Here is a 14645-nt window from a genome sequence, read left to right on the forward strand (position 1 = left end):
ACCGCTCGAAATTTTACCGTTGCCGCACATTGCCATTGCCTCACGGCCGGGGCAAGCATGGCGGTGATGGAACGTGAACAGGATCTCTACGCCCCGGTCAAAGCGCTGCTCGAAGCACAGGGCTACACGGTCAAGGGCGAGGTGGGCGCTGCCGATGTGGTGGCGATCCGCGGCCAAGAGCCGCCGCTGGTGGTGGAGCTGAAACTGCGCTTCTCGCTGGGCCTCTTCCATCAGGCGATCGCCCGGCTGTCGGTCTCGGACACGGTATATATCGCCGTGCCGCGCCCCACCGGCAAGACCGCCCGCCGGGCGCTCAAGGACAATCTGGCGCTGTGCCGCCGCCTCGGGCTCGGCCTCATCACCGTGCGCGCGGATGGCCGCACCGAGGTGCAATGCGATCCCGGCCCCTACGCGCCGCGCAAATCGAAGGCGAAGACCGCCCGGCTCCTGCGGGAGTTCAGCCGCATCAAGGGTGACCCGAACACCGGCGGCACCACCCGGGGCGGCATCGTCACGGGCTATCGCCAGGATGCCCTGATCTGCGCGGCCTACCTGGCGGAACATGGCGCCGCGCGGGGCGCCGAAATCGCCCGGGCCACCGGGATCTCCCGCGCCACCCAAGTGATGTATTCCAACCACTACGGCTGGTTCGAACGGGCGGGGCAGGGGATCTATACCCTGACCGAGACCGGCGCAACCGAACGCCACGCCTGGCCCGCCCCGCAGCTGCCCGCCGCTGCGCGGGCCGCGGACGGTGCAGCCCCCTCTTGATCTTCAGCTTTTTATAAATATCTCGGGGAGCGCGAGGGGCTGGCCCCTCGCTCCGACCGCGGCCCACCGCCGGACGTTCGGCGGCCAGGTTCCGCCCGCCGCCGGGTGCCGCGAAAATTTCCTCAAAATTTCTCTGCCGTCGCAGTTGACTCGGAAAAAGCCTCTGCCTAACTATCCCGCAGTTAGCACTCGACTGAGGTGAGTGCTAACGTCTCCGCGGCCCATGACGGGCGTGGGGAAAGGAAACACTTTGAGCCTTTTGAGGAGCTGCAAAGATGGCATTGAAACCGCTTCATGACCGTGTGCTGGTTCGCCGTACCGAAAGCGAAGAAAAAACCGCAGGTGGTCTGATCATTCCCGACAGCGCCAAGGAAAAACCGTCCGAGGGCGTTGTTGTCGCGTGTGGCGAAGGCGCGCGCAAGGACAGCGGCGAGCTGATCGCGATGGCCGTGAACGAGGGTGACCGCATCCTGTTCGGCAAATGGTCCGGCACCGAAGTCACCGTCGACGGCGAAGAGCTGCTGATGATGAAAGAGAGCGACATCATGGGTGTGATCGTCTGAGCCTGACGCTCCGGCACATCCCACATCGCATAACGACAGTATTCTCAAGGAGACTGAAAAATGGCTGCTAAGGACGTCAAATTCGACACCGATGCCCGCAACCGTATGCTCAACGGCGTCAACATCCTCGCCGACGCGGTTAAAGTGACCCTGGGCCCCAAAGGCCGCAACGTGGTTCTGGAGAAATCCTTCGGTTCCCCGCGCATCACCAAGGACGGCGTGTCCGTGGCGAAGGAAATCGAACTGGAAGACAAGTTCGAGAACATGGGCGCCCAGATGGTGAAGGAAGTTGCTTCCCGCACCAACGACGAAGCCGGCGACGGCACCACCACCGCCACCGTTCTGGCACAATCCATCGTCCGCGAAGGCCTGAAGCAGGTTGCCGCCGGTCTGAACCCGATGGACCTGAAGCGCGGCATCGATCTGGCCACCGACAAAGTTGTCGAGTCGATCAAAGCCATGGCGCGCGAAGTCAAAGATTCCGACGAAGTTGCACAGGTTGGCACCATCTCCGCCAACGGCGAAGCTGAAATCGGCCGTCAGATCGCAGACGCAATGCAGAAAGTCGGCAACGACGGCGTCATCACCGTCGAGGAAAACAAAGGTCTGGAAACCGAGACCGATGTTGTCGAAGGCATGCAGTTCGACCGCGGCTACCTGTCGCCCTACTTCGTGACCAACGCCGACAAGATGACCGCAGAACTCGAAGACTGCCTCATCCTGCTGCACGAGAAGAAACTCTCCTCCCTGCAGCCGATGGTTCCGCTGCTCGAGCAGGTGATCCAGTCCCAGAAGCCGCTCCTCATCATTGCTGAGGACGTCGAAGGCGAAGCGCTGGCAACCCTCGTGGTCAACAAACTGCGCGGCGGCCTGAAAATCGCAGCTGTCAAGGCACCGGGCTTCGGCGACCGCCGCAAGGCCATGCTGCAGGACATCGCGATCCTGACCGGCGGCCAGGTGATCTCCGAAGACCTCGGCATGAAGCTCGAGTCGGTGACCATGGACATGCTCGGCACCGCCAAGAAGGTCCAGATCACCAAGGACGAGACCACCATCGTCGACGGTGCAGGCGAGAAGGCAGAGATCGAAGCACGCGTTGCCCAGATCCGCGCCCAGATCGAAGAGACCACCTCCGACTACGACCGTGAAAAGCTGCAAGAGCGCGTTGCCAAACTGGCAGGCGGTGTTGCCGTGATCCGCGTCGGCGGCATGACCGAAACCGAAGTGAAAGAGCGCAAGGACCGTGTGGACGATGCTCTGAACGCAACCCGCGCAGCTGTGCAGGAAGGCGTGATCGTCGGTGGCGGTGTTGCGCTGGTTCAGGCCGGCAAGGCTCTCGAAGGTCTGACCGGTGTGAACGCGGATCAGAACGCAGGTATCGCAATCGTGCGCCGCGCGCTCGAAGCACCGCTGCGCCAGATCGCTGAAAACGCAGGCGTCGACGGCGCCGTGGTTGCCGGCAAGATCCGTGAATCCGATGACAAGAACTTCGGCTTCAACGCGCAGACCGAAGAATATGGCGACATGTTCTCCTTCGGCGTGATCGACCCGGCCAAGGTGACCCGCACCGCGCTGGAAGATGCAGCCTCGATCGCAGGCCTGCTGATCACCACCGAAGCCATGGTTGCGGACAAGCCGGCCAAGGAAGGCGCAGCCCCCGCAGGCGGCGGCATGCCCGACATGGGCGGCATGGGCGGCATGATGTAAGTCACGCCATCCAGTCCTGGATGAAGACCCTTCGGGGTCGAAAGGGTCGCCCTCGGGCGGCCCTTTTTCTGTGGTTTCTGTGCGTTTTCTCCGTCGGCGGGGCGAATAGGTGGCGGGGCAGGGGTGTTTACAGATCAGACCGCGCAAGACGCGCAGGACAGATTTGACAGAAAGGATATTCCATGCCCCAGAAGATCGACGGCGTTGTGCACCCGAAGACCATTGACGAGGTGCTGAAGGACGATGAGTTTTCCCGGTTCTTTCTCGACGCCTTGCCGCAGGGGGACCGCAAGAACAGGTTTCATTTCCTGCTCAACCCGCCACGGAAGGGGCTCCAGGTCTACAACCTCTACATCCGTCCCGGCGGCGATCACCAGATCAAGGGGCTGCCGAAGATGATCGTGCAGGATGCGCAGGCGGCGATGCAGGCGCCCCGCAATCAGGATGCCACCCAATGGACGCCCATCGTGCAGCAATTGCGCCTGCATTGCGTGCAGTTCATGAACGGCAAGGAGCTGCCCACATTCTTCAAGAGCAAGCTGTTTGAGGACTATCACAGGCTGAAGCTGTTCCAGCGCATGCAGATGGTCATGGGCGACACGAAGGCGGCGGCGAAACGTCTGGGCGTGGTCAACGCCTATGATCTGGAGCAGCTGATGCTGGCGATCACCGCCAAGGACCAGAAGAAGGTCGCCGCCTATTGCCGCCTCGTGATCCAGGACAACGGCCTCAGATGCGACGCCAAGACCCTGGTCAAGGCATTGGTCAACCGCCAGAAACTGTCCAGTGTCGACGCCCCTGCGGACCTCGGCAAACAGGTGAATGTCGATGCCCGGAAGCTGCAGCTCTGCGGCTTTACCAACCCGAAGGACAAGACCCTGCGCGCGGCGGCCACCCGGATGGCCGAGGCGCTGGTGCTGGCGGACCAAAAGATGCTGCTGGCGGCGCATAAGGCGCTGATGAAACTGGAACCCAAGGACAGTCTCGCCAGCAAGACCGACCTCAAGGGCATGGTCAAGCTGTTCAAGAAATTCAAGCTGGCGACCGACTGACCCGCCGGGGCCGATCCGGTCTCCACCCCGCGTAGGGCTGGTGTCGCCAGACCATGCCCCATCCAGCCCGGACCGCGCCCTGCGGTCCGGGTGTTTGGCTGTCGCCCAGCGGCGGGCGCGGGGATTTTGTATCCGAATTGCCACAGCCTAATGTGTTGAGACAATTTTTTGCTGTCGAAAATTTTTGAACCTGTGTTACGACACGCTTGTGTTCAATCAAAGGCAGAAGGAGGCACAATATGATCATTGTACTGATGCAGTTGCGCCCCATCACCGGCCGCCCGGCCGGATCTTTTGCCGGTGCCAAGGGAGACGCTCAGCGCTGCTGAGGCCGTTTGCCATTCGATTTCGGCTCCGTCTGAGCTGAACACAATTTCCACCCTCTGACAGATCTCTCGTCCGGACCGCTTGTCTGCGCGCCTCATCCTGCGCGCTGTCCTGCTCGGCCCCGTCGTCCCGCCCTTCCTGGCCAACAGGAGAGCTGCGTCTGATCCCGCCAGCCCGGGCGATGTCGATCTGTCAATACTTCAACCCATTGAGAACAGGACCATTCTCCCCGGAATGGAAAGACATCATGACCCCGATTGGACCCGAAAACCTGTCGTCGCCCCTGCCCACCAGCCCGACCCTCAGCCGTCTGGTGGTGGAGGAGCATTTTCGCTCGCTGAGCCTGCTGCGTCGCCTCGGGCTGGCGCTGCGGCTGGTGCTGATCCGTCGCGCGCCGCGCGCCGGGACCTTGCAAAGCGGTCTGAGCGACCACATCCGCAACGACGTCGGCCTGCCCAGCGGCTATGAGCGCGTGGACCCACCGCAGTGGTATCCCCCGCCCCTGATGTAAGCCGGAGGCGGTGCCGGGCCGGAGCGTGCCTCCGGCCCGGCACCGCCATGCTCCCCCATGGTCCGCGGACCCGTTGCAGGTACCGCGATGTGCTTGACCTGGCAGGATAAACCGGCAAACGTCAGCGCCATTGACCCCGCATGACCCCGGATGCCCGGACCCGAAGGCCGACTGCGGGTGCCGGCGCAGCCGGTCTGGCAGCCGCATCCGCACTATCTGAAATGGCACCGGGAACAGGTCTTCAAGGGCTGACAGGCGGCGGCCAGGGGGCAACCGACAGGATTGTGTTCCGCCACGACGCGACAGCTGCTTGACAGCGCGCGCGGCAGCGGGCTGGGTGCCCCGGCACACCCCGGCGTGCCCCCTCTTGCCTGCGGAGACCCCATATGCGGCTGATTGCCCTTACCTGTCTTGTCATGGTTGCCTTTGCGGCGAATTCGATCCTCGGGCGCTGGGCGATCGGGCCGGGGCATATGGATGCCACCGGATTTGGCCTGCTGCGGCTGGCCTCCGGGGCGGGCATGCTGTGGCTGTTGTGCCTGTGGCAGGGGCAGCGCCCGGCCGAGGGCTGGCGGCGGTCGCTGGCGGGGGGCGCGGCGCTGACGCTTTATATGGTCGGGTTTTCCGTGGCTTACGTGGCGTTGGATGCCGGTCTGGGGGCGCTGGTGCTGTTCGGGGTGGTGCAGGTGTCGATGTTCGCCTGGAGCCTGCTGCACCGCCAGCCGGTGTCGGCGCTGCAACTGTGCGGTGCGGCTCTGGCGCTCTTGGGGCTGGCCTATGTGGTCTGGCCCGGCGGCACGGTGCAGGCGCCGCTCTGGGCGGTGCTGACCATGGCAGCCGGCGGGCTGGGCTGGGGCATCTACAGCCTGATCGGGCGCGGAGCACGGGCGCCGCTGCCGGCGACGGCGGTGAATTTCGCGCTGGCGAGCCTGATGATCCTGCCCGCGGTCTGGATCTGGGGCGGCGGCAGCGTGGTGACCCCGTTTGGCTGCCTGCTGGCGGTGATCTCCGGCGCGGTGACCTCGGGTCTGGGCTATGCGCTGTGGTATCGGGTGCTGCCGCAGATCCCGGCTCCGGTGGCGGCGACGGTGCAGCTTTCGGTGCCGGTGATCGCGATCCTTGCGGGGGCGCTGATCCTGGGCGAGGCGCTGAGCCTGCGGCTGATGATCGGCACGCTGGCGGTGCTGGGCGGGATCGCGGTGGTGATCCTGTGTCCGCCCGCCCGCCGGGCCCGGGTGGCGTAGCGTCAACCCCCTTTCCTGCGCGCGCCGGACCGCCTATGTCAGCACAATGATCCGCTGTGTCCTTGTCCCTGTCCTTGTGCTGCTGATGACCGCTCTGCCGTTGCGTGCCGAGACGGCGCAGAAGGGCTGCGTGATCCTGCTGCATGGGCTGGCGCGCACCGAGACCTCCTTTCTGCTGATGGAAGAGGCGCTGACCGCCCGCGGCTACGAGGTGGTGCGCCCCGGCTATCCGTCGACGGAACATGCGGTAGAACGGCTTGCCGATGCGGTGCTGCCGCGCGCCTTTGATGCCTGCACGCGCACGCCGGTGCATCTGGTGACCCACTCCATGGGCGGGATCCTGGTGCGCTACTGGTTGTCGCATACGCAGCCGGTGACGCTGGGGCGGGTGGTGATGCTGGCGCCGCCGAACCAGGGCAGCGAACTGGTCGACGAGATGGGCGACTGGGCGGTGTTTGACCTGTTGCACGGGCCCGCCGGGCAGGAGCTGGGCACCGGCCCCGCCAGCCTGCCGAGGCGCCTGCCGCCGGTCACCTATCCAGTCGGGGTGATCGCGGGCAGCCAGTCGCTGAACCCGGTGTTCTCGGCGTTGATCCCGGGCCCGGATGACGGCAAGGTCTCGGTCGCCAGCACCCGGGTCGAGGGCATGAAGAGCCAGTTGATCCTGCCGGTGACCCACACCTATCTGATGAACAATCCGCGGGTGATCGCCCAGGTGGTGCAGTTCCTGGAGCGGGAGCGGTTTGAGCCTTCGCTTGGCTGGCTCGATGGGGTATTGGGACGCAACTGGGATGGCGGCCTGAACGGGGTGGACTGAGGCATGAGCGGGAATGGAACGGTGGCGCTGCGGCTGGTCGGCGCGGATGTGTTGCGGCCGGACGGGCTTGACCGCGGGGGCGTGCTGAGCCTTGCCGGGGGGCGGTTGCGGGACGATGCGGCCGATGGCGCGCGCGAGGTGGACCTGTCGGGTTATCGCATCCTGCCCGGGATCATCGACCTGCACGGCGATGGCTTCGAGCGCCACGTGGCGCCCCGGCGCGGCGCGATGAAGCAGATGGCCGAGGGCATTCGCGCCACCGAGGCCGAACTGGCTGCCAACGGCATCACCACCGGCGTGCTGGCGCAGTTCTATTCCTGGGAGGGCGGCTTGCGCGGGCCGGAGTTCGCCGATCAGGTCTTTGCCGGGATTGCCGAGGTACGCGACCAGCTGGTCACCGACCTGATCCCGCAGCTGCGGTTCGAGATCCATCTGCTGGAGGCCTATGCCACGCTGCCCGCCCGCATCGCCGACTGGGGCGTGTCCTACGTGGTGTTCAACGACCACCTGCCGCATGACCGTCTTGCCGCGGGCAAGAAGCCGCCCCGGCTGACCGGGCAGGCGCTGAAGGCCGGGCGCAACCCGGAGAAACACTTCGAGATGCTGCTGGAGCTGCACCGGCGCCGGGCAGAGGTCGCCCCGGCGCTGGATGCGCTCTGCGTGACGCTGCAGGCCCAGGGGGTGCGGATCGGCAGCCACGACGATCACAGCGCGCAGGACCGCAGCGCCTGGCGGCAGCGGGGGGCGCGGATCTCCGAATTTCCGGAAACCGCAGAGGCGGCGGAGGCCGCCCGGTCGGCGGAGGATCACGTGATCCTCGGTGCCCCCAATGTGGTGCGTGGCGGCAGCCACAAGGGCAATGCCTCGGCGGTGGAGCTGATCGCGATGGGGCTGTGTGATGCGCTGGCCTCGGACTACCATTACCCCAGCCCCCGCCGGGCGGCGCTGATGCTGGCAAAAACCGGCGTGTTGTCGCTGGAGGCCGCCTGGGCGCTGCTCTCGTCGGGGCCGGCCCGGGTGCTGGGCCTGTCGGACCGCGGCGTGCTCTCGGAGGGCAAGCGCGCGGACCTGGTGATCCTGGATGCGGCCGATCAGGTGGCGGCCACCCTGTCCGGCGGGCGTGTCAGCCATATGAGCGGCGACATCGCGGCCCGTTTCCTCGGCTGAGACAGCCGGGGATTTCCTTTCATCTTTTCAGAAATATCTCGGGGGTTTGGGGGCAGAGCCCCCAGTCCGGCCCTTGCCGCTTTCGCCTGCGGCGGGCAGGGGAGCGCCGCGCGTCAGGCCCGGTGGGCCCTCCTTGCGGCGCGGTCATCCGGCCCGTTCGGGCCGCATGACATCACATGCGCAGAGGTCAGTAGCCGTCGCGGCCTTCGGTGTGGATCACGCGGTTGACGTGGCCCATCTTGCGCCCCGGCTTGGCCTCGGCCTTGCCATAGAGATGGATCGCGCAATCGGGGTCACGGGCGAGGTCGGCGATGCGCTCCACATCCGCGCCGATCAGGTTCTCCATCACCACATCGGCATAACGAGCGCCGTTGCCGATGGTCCAGCCGGTGATGGCGCGGATGTGCTGCTCGAACTGGTCGATGGTGCAGCCTTCCTGCGTCCAGTGGCCGGAGTTGTGCACCCGCGGCGCGATCTCGTTCACCACCAGCCCGTGGGCGGTGACAAAGATCTCCACCCCCAGCACGCCGACATAATCCAGCGCGTTCAGGATCCGGCCCGCCATCAGCACCGCGTCCATGCTCTGGCTGGTGTTGAGGTTGGCGGGCACCGTGGTGGTGCTGAGGATGCCTTCCAGATGCACGTTCTCGCCGGGGTCATAGCAGGCGACCTTGCCGTTGAGGCTGCGCGCCGCGATCACCGAGACCTCGTGGCTGAACGGCACAAACCCCTCCAGCACCGCCGGTGCGCCCTGCATGGCGGCAAGCGCCTCGGCGGCCTCTTCGGGGGCCATGATCCGGGCCTGGCCCTTGCCGTCATAGCCAAAGCGGCGGGTCTTCAGGATCGACGGCGTGCCGACCTGCTCCAGCGCCGCGTCGAGGTCGGCGGCATCGTTGACCTCGGCAAAGGGGGCGGTGGCCAGGCCGAGATCCTTCAGGAAGGTCTTCTCGGTCAGCCGGTCCTGCGACACCCGCAGCGCCTCGCGGCCCGGGCGGATCGGCTTCAGCTCCTCCAGGATGTCGAGCGCCGATGTGGGGATGTTCTCGAACTCGTAGGTGATGACATCCACGGTCTCGGCAAAGGCGCGCAGGGCGGCCTCGTCCTCGTAACCGGCGGTGGTGACCCGGTCGGCCACATGGCCCGCGGGCGGGTTGGCGGAGGGCTCGAAGATATGGGTGGTGAACCCCAGCCGCGAGGCGGCGACCGAGAGCATGCGGCCCAGCTGGCCGCCGCCAAGGATGCCGATCACGGCACCGGGTTCCAGGATCAGGTCGAGATCAGTCATCACGGGGCTCCTCGGGGATGGAGGCGGCAAGGGCGTCGCGCCAGGCATCAAGCCGGGCGGCAAGGGCGGCATCGCCGGTGGCCAGGATGCCGGCGGCCATCAGCCCGGCATTGGCGGCACCGGCGGCGCCGATCGCCATGGTGGCGACCGGAAACCCCTTGGGCATCTGGACGATGGAATAGAGGCTGTCGACACCGGAGAGCGCGCGGGTCTGCACTGGCACGCCGACCACCGGCACGCGGGTCTTGGACGCCATCATGCCGGGCAGATGCGCCGCCCCGCCGGCCCCGGCGATAATCACATGCAGGCCCCGGTCGGCGGCGGTCTTGCCATAGTCCCAGAGCCGGTCCGGGGTGCGATGGGCGGAGACGATGCGCGTCTCATAGGCCACGCCCAGTTCATCCAGGATGTTTGCGGCTTCCTTCATCGTGGGCCAGTCGGACTGGCTCCCCATGATGATCCCTACTTTGATATCGGCCATGTCTTGCCTCTGCGGTGGAAGGAGCCGGCACCTTAGCGAAATTGCCTGAAATGGCAATGCGCTGCGGCAGCAGATTTGCCGCAGCCGCCCCCCGGGGGCAGCCGGGACGGCGATCTTGCGCGCAGGTGGCGGGACATATCGCAGGACGGAAGCCGGTGCACGGCATCGGGCCAGGGCATGCGCCCAACGCGGGAATGGCACAACCGGCGCTGACCTCTGGTCTTTGGCGCCGGTTTCGGGCCATGTTGGCGCGCGCGGCGCTGGGCTGCGGCCCGCGCCGTGACAAGACATCGACATCGGGAAGACGCCATGATCCTCAATGCCTCCATCGTGCTGGTCTGCGTTCTGGTCGGCCTGGTCCTGATGCTGCCGCGGGTGGCGGGGGCGCGGATCTGGCGCGCCACGGTGACGCCGCTGGCCTCGATCATCGGCAGCGGCTTTCTGGTGCTGGGACCGATTCTCGACACCCATTTCGGGGTCTGGGCCCCGGCGGTGATGGCGCTGCTCTGCGCGCTGGCCTACGGCTATGGCGCGGTGATGCGCCACAATATCGCCTGGCTCGACAGCGGCACGCCGCAGGATCGGCTGGACCACCGGCTGGAGCAGCTCGGCGCGCTGGCGCTGGCCTTCGCCTATTGCGTGTCGGTGGCCTATTACCTGAACCTGTTGGGCTCCTTTGCGGTCAGCCTGACGGATCAGACGGCACAGCAGGGCGCGGAGCAGGGGCGGCTGGTCACCTCGGGCGTGTTCCTGCTGATTCTGCTGGTGGGCTGGACCCGGGGTTTTGGCGCGCTGGAGCGGCTGGAGGAGGTCTCGGTCGGGGTCAAACTGGCAATCATTGCGGGGCTTCTGGTCGCGCTCGGCTGGCGGTTTGTGGATCAGGCCGGGGCTGGGGCGCTGGTGCTGCACCTGCCGGACACCGTCGGCTGGCAGGCGGTCACGCTGGTGTTTGGTCTGCTGGTGACGGTGCAGGGGTTCGAGATCACCCGCTACATGGGGGCGGAATATGACGCCGGCACACGCATCCGGTCGATGCGCTATGCGCAGGGGCTCTCGGCGGCGATCTACATGGTCTACATCCTATTCCTGACCTTTCTCTACCAGCCGGGTCAGGCGGCGCTCAGCGAGACCGCGATCATCGCCTTTACCGCGCAGGTGGCGCCGGTGCTGCCGATGCTGCTGATCGCGGCGGCGCTGAGTGCGCAGTTCTCGGCCGCGGTGGCCGATACCGGCGGCGCAGGCGGGCTGGTGGCCGAGGTCACCGGCGGGCGGGTCCCGGCGCATGTGGTCTATGCGCTGCTGGCGGCGGCGGGGCTGCTGATGACCTGGGGGCTGAGCGTGTTCGAGATCATCGGCTATGCCTCGCGGGCCTTTGCATTTTACTACGCGCTGCAATCGCTGATCGCCGCCCGCCGGGCGTGGCATGCGGGGGCGGGCCGGCGCGCGCTGGCCTTTGCCGCGCTGGCGGCGCTGGGCGCGGTGATCGTGGTGTTTGGGGCCGGCGTGGAATAGTCAGGCACAGGGCTACCTCCCCGCGCAGATGGAGGCGGGGGCGCGCCTGCATATCGCAACATGTCCACGGCAGCGCCCCGACCACAGTCCTAGACCACAGCCCCGGACAACTGCGCCGGGGGTCGCCGGGGGTCAGGCGATGATGTCGGGCAGCAGACGGTCTTCGATCAGGGAGATCTTGTCCTTCAGCACCAGCTTCTGTTTTTTCAGCCGCCGGATCGTCAGCGGATCTGCGGTGCCTTTTTCCTCCAGCGCCTGGATCGCCTCGTCCAGATCCCGATGTTCGCGGCGGAACACTTCAAGCTCCACCCGCAGGACATCTTCGGTGGCCATGGACAGATCGGTCTGCTCGTTCATGTGGGTCTCTTGCTCAGGTGGATCGAGGGACAGGTGCGGGGCACAAAGGACAGGCGTGTTAAGAACAGGGAAACGATAGGCAGTTTAGGCTCAGTCCGGGCACAAGGCCAGAGGTCTCTGTGCGCCGAAAGCGAAACCCGGGACTTGTGAAACGGCAGATACATCCCATATTCTATATCACAGCGGTTGCCAGATTGGGACCGAAAGAAACCGTCGCTTTAGAATTAAGGACGAGAATACAGTGTCGAAACTTACCTTGGGCTCATACCCGCATATGCTGGGGTTCGAGCAGCTGGAACGCCTGCTGGAGCGCTCTGCCAAATCCGGCAACGAAGGCTACCCCCCCTATAACATCGAACAGACCTCCGATGATTCCTACCGCATCACGCTCGCGGTGGCGGGATTTGCCGAGGAGGATCTGGCGATCACGGTCGAGGATCGCCAACTCGTGATTCGGGGACGGCAGCGTGACGATACCGACGGGCGTATCTTCCTGCATCGCGGCATTGCCGCCCGCCAGTTCCAGCGCATGTTCGTGCTGGCCGATGGCGTCGAGGTCGGCGAGGCGGTGATGGAAAATGGTCTGCTGCATGTGGACCTGACCCGGTCGCGGCCCGAAACCGTTGTGCAAACCATCAACATCAAGAAGGGGTAAATCATGCAGACACCAGTGGACATGGCGCAAACCGGCGGTCGCACCGTCTATGTCAAGACCGTCGCCGTCGCCGATCTGCCCAAGGATGTGCAGGCCTCGGTGCCCGGGCGCAAGCAGCTCTATGCGGTCCATGACGAGGCGGGCGAGCAGCTGGCGCTGGTCGCGGACCGCAAGATGGCCTTTGTGCTGGCGCGTCAGCACGACTATGCGCCCGTCGCGGTGCACTAACCCCGACAGGCGCGCGTGGCCGCAGTGACCGGCCACCGCAAAAGAGATGACCGGACCCCGGACCTCTGCCAGAGGTGCGGGGTCTTTTGCATTGCGGCTGCGGGGTGCGCGGTACGGGTCGGTGTGCGCATGCGGCGGGAGATTTGTATCGGCACAGGGCGGCGGGCTTGAGCTTTCCCCCCCAAGCTGCTTGCCTGCGCCGGATTGCCCCCGGGCGCAGCAGCGCATCGGGGGCAGGGGCCTCAGAGGGGAGCAGGAGATGCCGGAGTTTCAGTTCGATTGGGTCGACGCCTTCACCGACCGTCCGTTTGGCGGCAATGGCTGCGCGGTGGTGCATGGCGGCGCACATCTGCCCGAGGCGGTGGCCTGCGCTTATGTGCGTGAGACATCGCTGGTGGAATGCACCTTTACTGGCCCGTCGGAGGTGGCGGACATCCGGGTGCGCTATTTCCTTGCCAGCCGGGAGATCCCCTTTGCCGGGCATCCCACCATCGCGACGGTGGCGGCGATGCGCGACCGTGGCCTGATCGCGGGCGACCGGCTGACGCTGGAGACCGGCGCGGGCATCGTGCCGGTGGTGCTGGAGGGCGATCAGATCGTGATGCAGCAGGTGGCGCCGACGTTCGGGCCACGCCCGGATCCGGCGCTGGTGGCGGCGGCGATTTCGCGGCCGGTGGCGGAGATCGTCGGCCAGCCGCAGCTGGTTTCGACCGGGCTGCCGTTCTGCATCACGGTGCTGAAGGATCACGCCGCGCTCAAGGCCGCAAGGCTGGATGCGACGGCGATGCAAGCGCTGGGAGCGGCCCTAGGTGCGGATGGCAGCGATGTGATGGAGCCCTTCCTGGTCACGCTGGAGGGGGCGACCGCAGGCGGGGACACGTTTTCGCGTCTGTTGATGCTGCCGCCGAGCCCGCCGGAAGATCCTTTCACCGGTTCGGCCACGGGCGCCATGGCGGCCTACCTGTGGCACCACGGGCTGATGGAGCCCGCGCGGTTTGTCGCCGAACAGGGGCATCTGATGGGACGTCCCGGGCAGGCTGTGGTTTCTCGGGTTGGTCCGGTTGATGCGATCGAGGGCGTGCGCGTCGGGGGCACCGGTTTTGTGCTGATGCGTGGGAGCGTGGTCCTGCCGGAAGCCCTGACAGGCTGAGCGGCCGACGCGCACGCCCGGCAACGACCACCTGCGGCATACGAGCCCTCAGTGGCGGGGGCGCTCCCGCCCATATGCCATGCCCCTGGCGGGACCCGGCCTCTGGTTGGGCCCGGCGCGGCGCGCGCCCGAAGGGCGCGCGCCGCGCCGGGCGCTCCGGTCGCAGACCGGAGCGAAACACCTCCGTCCAAACGCCCCGTGAATGCCTTGAAAGGTCATTTTTGTTCATGTTATGTTCTTGTATCTTGAATAGGACAGCGTCCGGGCTGCGGGAGGAAAACATGATTGACGGAAGTTGTTGCTGCGGGGCCGTGAGGTTCACCTTGAGCGCGCCCCCCTCCATGATGGGCACCTGTCATTGCAGCCGCTGCCGCAAGCTCGGCGCGGCGGTGATGGTGTTCATCCGGCGGGACAGTCTCAGCTGGGTGCAGGGGCGCGAGGATGTGGTGCTCTATCAGCCAGAGGCCCCTTATACCTACGGGCGGTGCTTCTGCCGGCGGTGCGGCACCTCGCTGGGGGAGATCCTGTCGCAAGAGGAGAGCTTCCCGATTTCGGCCCATGCGCTGGACGGCGACCTCGACCTGCGCAATCGCTTTCACGAGTTCGTCGCCGAGAAGCCCGCCTGGTTGCCGATTTGTGATTCCGCCGAGCAGTTCGAGGGGCATCCGGTGATGTCGTGAGGCGGCGGCTCTGGGGACGGCTGCGGCTGCGGGCCTGCCCTGGCGATGCCAGCGCCGCCGCCGCTGGTGACCGGCGGCTAGACATGCAAAACGGCCCGCCGGCAGGGGCGGGCCGCGTGTGTCAGATCCGTCCGGGGG

16 protein-coding genes are annotated in these 14645 nt (G+C 66.1%); 13 read left to right on the forward strand and 3 right to left on the reverse strand.

Going from position 1 to position 14645, the window contains the following annotated elements:
- The first annotated feature begins 66 nt into the window (after window positions 1–66).
- From MHM97_RS05665 to MHM97_RS05700, 8 genes are all read left to right on the forward strand, one after another.
- Window positions 67–771 (forward strand): DUF2161 domain-containing phosphodiesterase, encoded by a 705-nt coding sequence (locus MHM97_RS05665; RefSeq protein ID WP_239320492.1) that lies wholly within the window; start codon window positions 67–69, stop codon window positions 769–771.
- A 275-nt stretch (window positions 772–1046) separates the two neighbouring features.
- On the forward strand, window positions 1047–1334 hold the full coding sequence (locus MHM97_RS05670; RefSeq protein WP_239320493.1) for a co-chaperone GroES: 288 nt from the start codon (window positions 1047–1049) through the stop codon (window positions 1332–1334).
- Window positions 1335–1394: 60 nt separating this feature from the next.
- The gene (gene groL / locus MHM97_RS05675; RefSeq protein ID WP_239320494.1) at window positions 1395–3041 is read left to right on the forward strand and encodes a chaperonin GroEL; all 1647 of its coding nucleotides are present in this window, start codon (window positions 1395–1397) and stop codon (window positions 3039–3041) included.
- Window positions 3042–3223: 182 nt separating this feature from the next.
- The gene (locus MHM97_RS05680; RefSeq protein ID WP_239320496.1) at window positions 3224–4093 is read left to right on the forward strand and encodes a hypothetical protein; all 870 of its coding nucleotides are present in this window, start codon (window positions 3224–3226) and stop codon (window positions 4091–4093) included.
- Window positions 4094–4667: 574 nt separating this feature from the next.
- Complete coding sequence (locus tag MHM97_RS05685) at window positions 4668–4931, forward strand: hypothetical protein (RefSeq protein ID WP_239320499.1); 264 nt, start codon at window positions 4668–4670, stop codon at window positions 4929–4931.
- 386 nt (window positions 4932–5317) lie between these two features.
- A complete protein-coding gene (locus MHM97_RS05690; protein WP_239320501.1) occupies window positions 5318–6175 on the forward strand; it encodes a DMT family transporter in 858 nt (285 codons plus the stop codon).
- Between the two features lie 85 nt (window positions 6176–6260).
- Window positions 6261–6992, forward strand: coding sequence for an alpha/beta fold hydrolase (locus tag MHM97_RS05695; RefSeq protein ID WP_239321404.1), 732 nt, complete (start codon window positions 6261–6263; stop codon window positions 6990–6992).
- A 3-nt stretch (window positions 6993–6995) separates the two neighbouring features.
- Window positions 6996–8159, forward strand: a complete 1164-nt coding sequence (locus tag MHM97_RS05700; protein WP_239320502.1) for an alpha-D-ribose 1-methylphosphonate 5-triphosphate diphosphatase — start codon at window positions 6996–6998, stop codon at window positions 8157–8159.
- A 187-nt stretch (window positions 8160–8346) separates the two neighbouring features.
- Here the strand turns inward: MHM97_RS05700 and MHM97_RS05705 are convergent, their stop codons facing one another.
- Together MHM97_RS05705 and purE are read right to left on the reverse strand one after the other, a co-directional pair.
- A complete protein-coding gene (locus MHM97_RS05705) occupies window positions 8347–9444 on the reverse strand; it encodes a 5-(carboxyamino)imidazole ribonucleotide synthase (protein WP_239320504.1) in 1098 nt (365 codons plus the stop codon).
- Window positions 9437–9925, reverse strand: a complete 489-nt coding sequence (gene purE, locus MHM97_RS05710) for a 5-(carboxyamino)imidazole ribonucleotide mutase (RefSeq protein ID WP_239320506.1) — start codon at window positions 9923–9925, stop codon at window positions 9437–9439. The genes MHM97_RS05705 and purE overlap by 8 nt, the downstream gene beginning before the upstream one ends.
- A 309-nt stretch (window positions 9926–10234) precedes the next feature.
- On the opposite strand from purE, the gene MHM97_RS05715 reads away from it, so the two are divergent.
- The gene (locus MHM97_RS05715; protein ID WP_239320508.1) at window positions 10235–11437 is read left to right on the forward strand and encodes a hypothetical protein; all 1203 of its coding nucleotides are present in this window, start codon (window positions 10235–10237) and stop codon (window positions 11435–11437) included.
- A gap of 132 nt (window positions 11438–11569) precedes the next feature.
- On the opposite strand, the gene MHM97_RS05720 is transcribed toward MHM97_RS05715, so the two are convergent.
- Window positions 11570–11794, reverse strand: coding sequence for a YdcH family protein (locus tag MHM97_RS05720; RefSeq protein ID WP_239320510.1), 225 nt, complete (start codon window positions 11792–11794; stop codon window positions 11570–11572).
- 241 nt (window positions 11795–12035) lie between these two features.
- Here MHM97_RS05720 and MHM97_RS05725 point away from each other — a divergent pair, with 241 nt between their 5' ends.
- From MHM97_RS05725 to MHM97_RS05740, 4 genes are all read left to right on the forward strand, one after another.
- Window positions 12036–12449: an Hsp20 family protein gene (locus tag MHM97_RS05725; RefSeq protein WP_239320512.1), complete on the forward strand. Its 414-nt coding sequence runs from the start codon at window positions 12036–12038 to the stop codon at window positions 12447–12449.
- A gap of 3 nt (window positions 12450–12452) precedes the next feature.
- Window positions 12453–12677 carry a DUF1150 family protein gene (locus MHM97_RS05730; protein ID WP_239320514.1) on the forward strand — a complete coding sequence of 75 codons (225 nt, stop codon included), beginning with the start codon at window positions 12453–12455 and terminating at the stop codon, window positions 12675–12677.
- Window positions 12678–12936: 259 nt separating this feature from the next.
- On the forward strand, window positions 12937–13827 hold the full coding sequence (locus tag MHM97_RS05735; protein ID WP_239320515.1) for a PhzF family phenazine biosynthesis protein: 891 nt from the start codon (window positions 12937–12939) through the stop codon (window positions 13825–13827).
- A 323-nt stretch (window positions 13828–14150) separates the two neighbouring features.
- Window positions 14151–14507 (forward strand): GFA family protein, encoded by a 357-nt coding sequence (locus MHM97_RS05740; protein WP_239320518.1) that lies wholly within the window; start codon window positions 14151–14153, stop codon window positions 14505–14507.
- The last annotated feature ends 138 nt before the right edge of the window (window positions 14508–14645 follow it).

Source organism: Epibacterium sp. Ofav1-8 (genome assembly GCF_022348185.1).
Classification (GTDB): domain Bacteria; phylum Pseudomonadota; class Alphaproteobacteria; order Rhodobacterales; family Rhodobacteraceae; genus Epibacterium.

Coding starts and splice junctions, on each gene's coding strand:
- MHM97_RS05695 (WP_239321404.1), top strand. CDS start 6,261: ATGACCGCTCTGCCGTTGCGTGCCGAGACGGCGCAGAAGGGCTGCGTG.
- MHM97_RS05670 (WP_239320493.1), top strand. CDS start 1,047: ATGGCATTGAAACCGCTTCATGACCGTGTGCTGGTTCGCCGTACCGAA.
- MHM97_RS05690 (WP_239320501.1), top strand. CDS start 5,318: ATGCGGCTGATTGCCCTTACCTGTCTTGTCATGGTTGCCTTTGCGGCG.
- groL (WP_239320494.1), top strand. CDS start 1,395: ATGGCTGCTAAGGACGTCAAATTCGACACCGATGCCCGCAACCGTATG.
- MHM97_RS05685 (WP_239320499.1), top strand. CDS start 4,668: ATGACCCCGATTGGACCCGAAAACCTGTCGTCGCCCCTGCCCACCAGC.
- MHM97_RS05735 (WP_239320515.1), top strand. CDS start 12,937: ATGCCGGAGTTTCAGTTCGATTGGGTCGACGCCTTCACCGACCGTCCG.
- MHM97_RS05720 (WP_239320510.1), bottom strand. CDS start 11,794: ATGAACGAGCAGACCGATCTGTCCATGGCCACCGAAGATGTCCTGCGG.
- MHM97_RS05700 (WP_239320502.1), top strand. CDS start 6,996: ATGAGCGGGAATGGAACGGTGGCGCTGCGGCTGGTCGGCGCGGATGTG.
- purE (WP_239320506.1), bottom strand. CDS start 9,925: ATGGCCGATATCAAAGTAGGGATCATCATGGGGAGCCAGTCCGACTGG.
- MHM97_RS05705 (WP_239320504.1), bottom strand. CDS start 9,444: ATGACTGATCTCGACCTGATCCTGGAACCCGGTGCCGTGATCGGCATC.
- MHM97_RS05665 (WP_239320492.1), top strand. CDS start 67: ATGGAACGTGAACAGGATCTCTACGCCCCGGTCAAAGCGCTGCTCGAA.
- MHM97_RS05680 (WP_239320496.1), top strand. CDS start 3,224: ATGCCCCAGAAGATCGACGGCGTTGTGCACCCGAAGACCATTGACGAG.
- MHM97_RS05730 (WP_239320514.1), top strand. CDS start 12,453: ATGCAGACACCAGTGGACATGGCGCAAACCGGCGGTCGCACCGTCTAT.
- MHM97_RS05715 (WP_239320508.1), top strand. CDS start 10,235: ATGATCCTCAATGCCTCCATCGTGCTGGTCTGCGTTCTGGTCGGCCTG.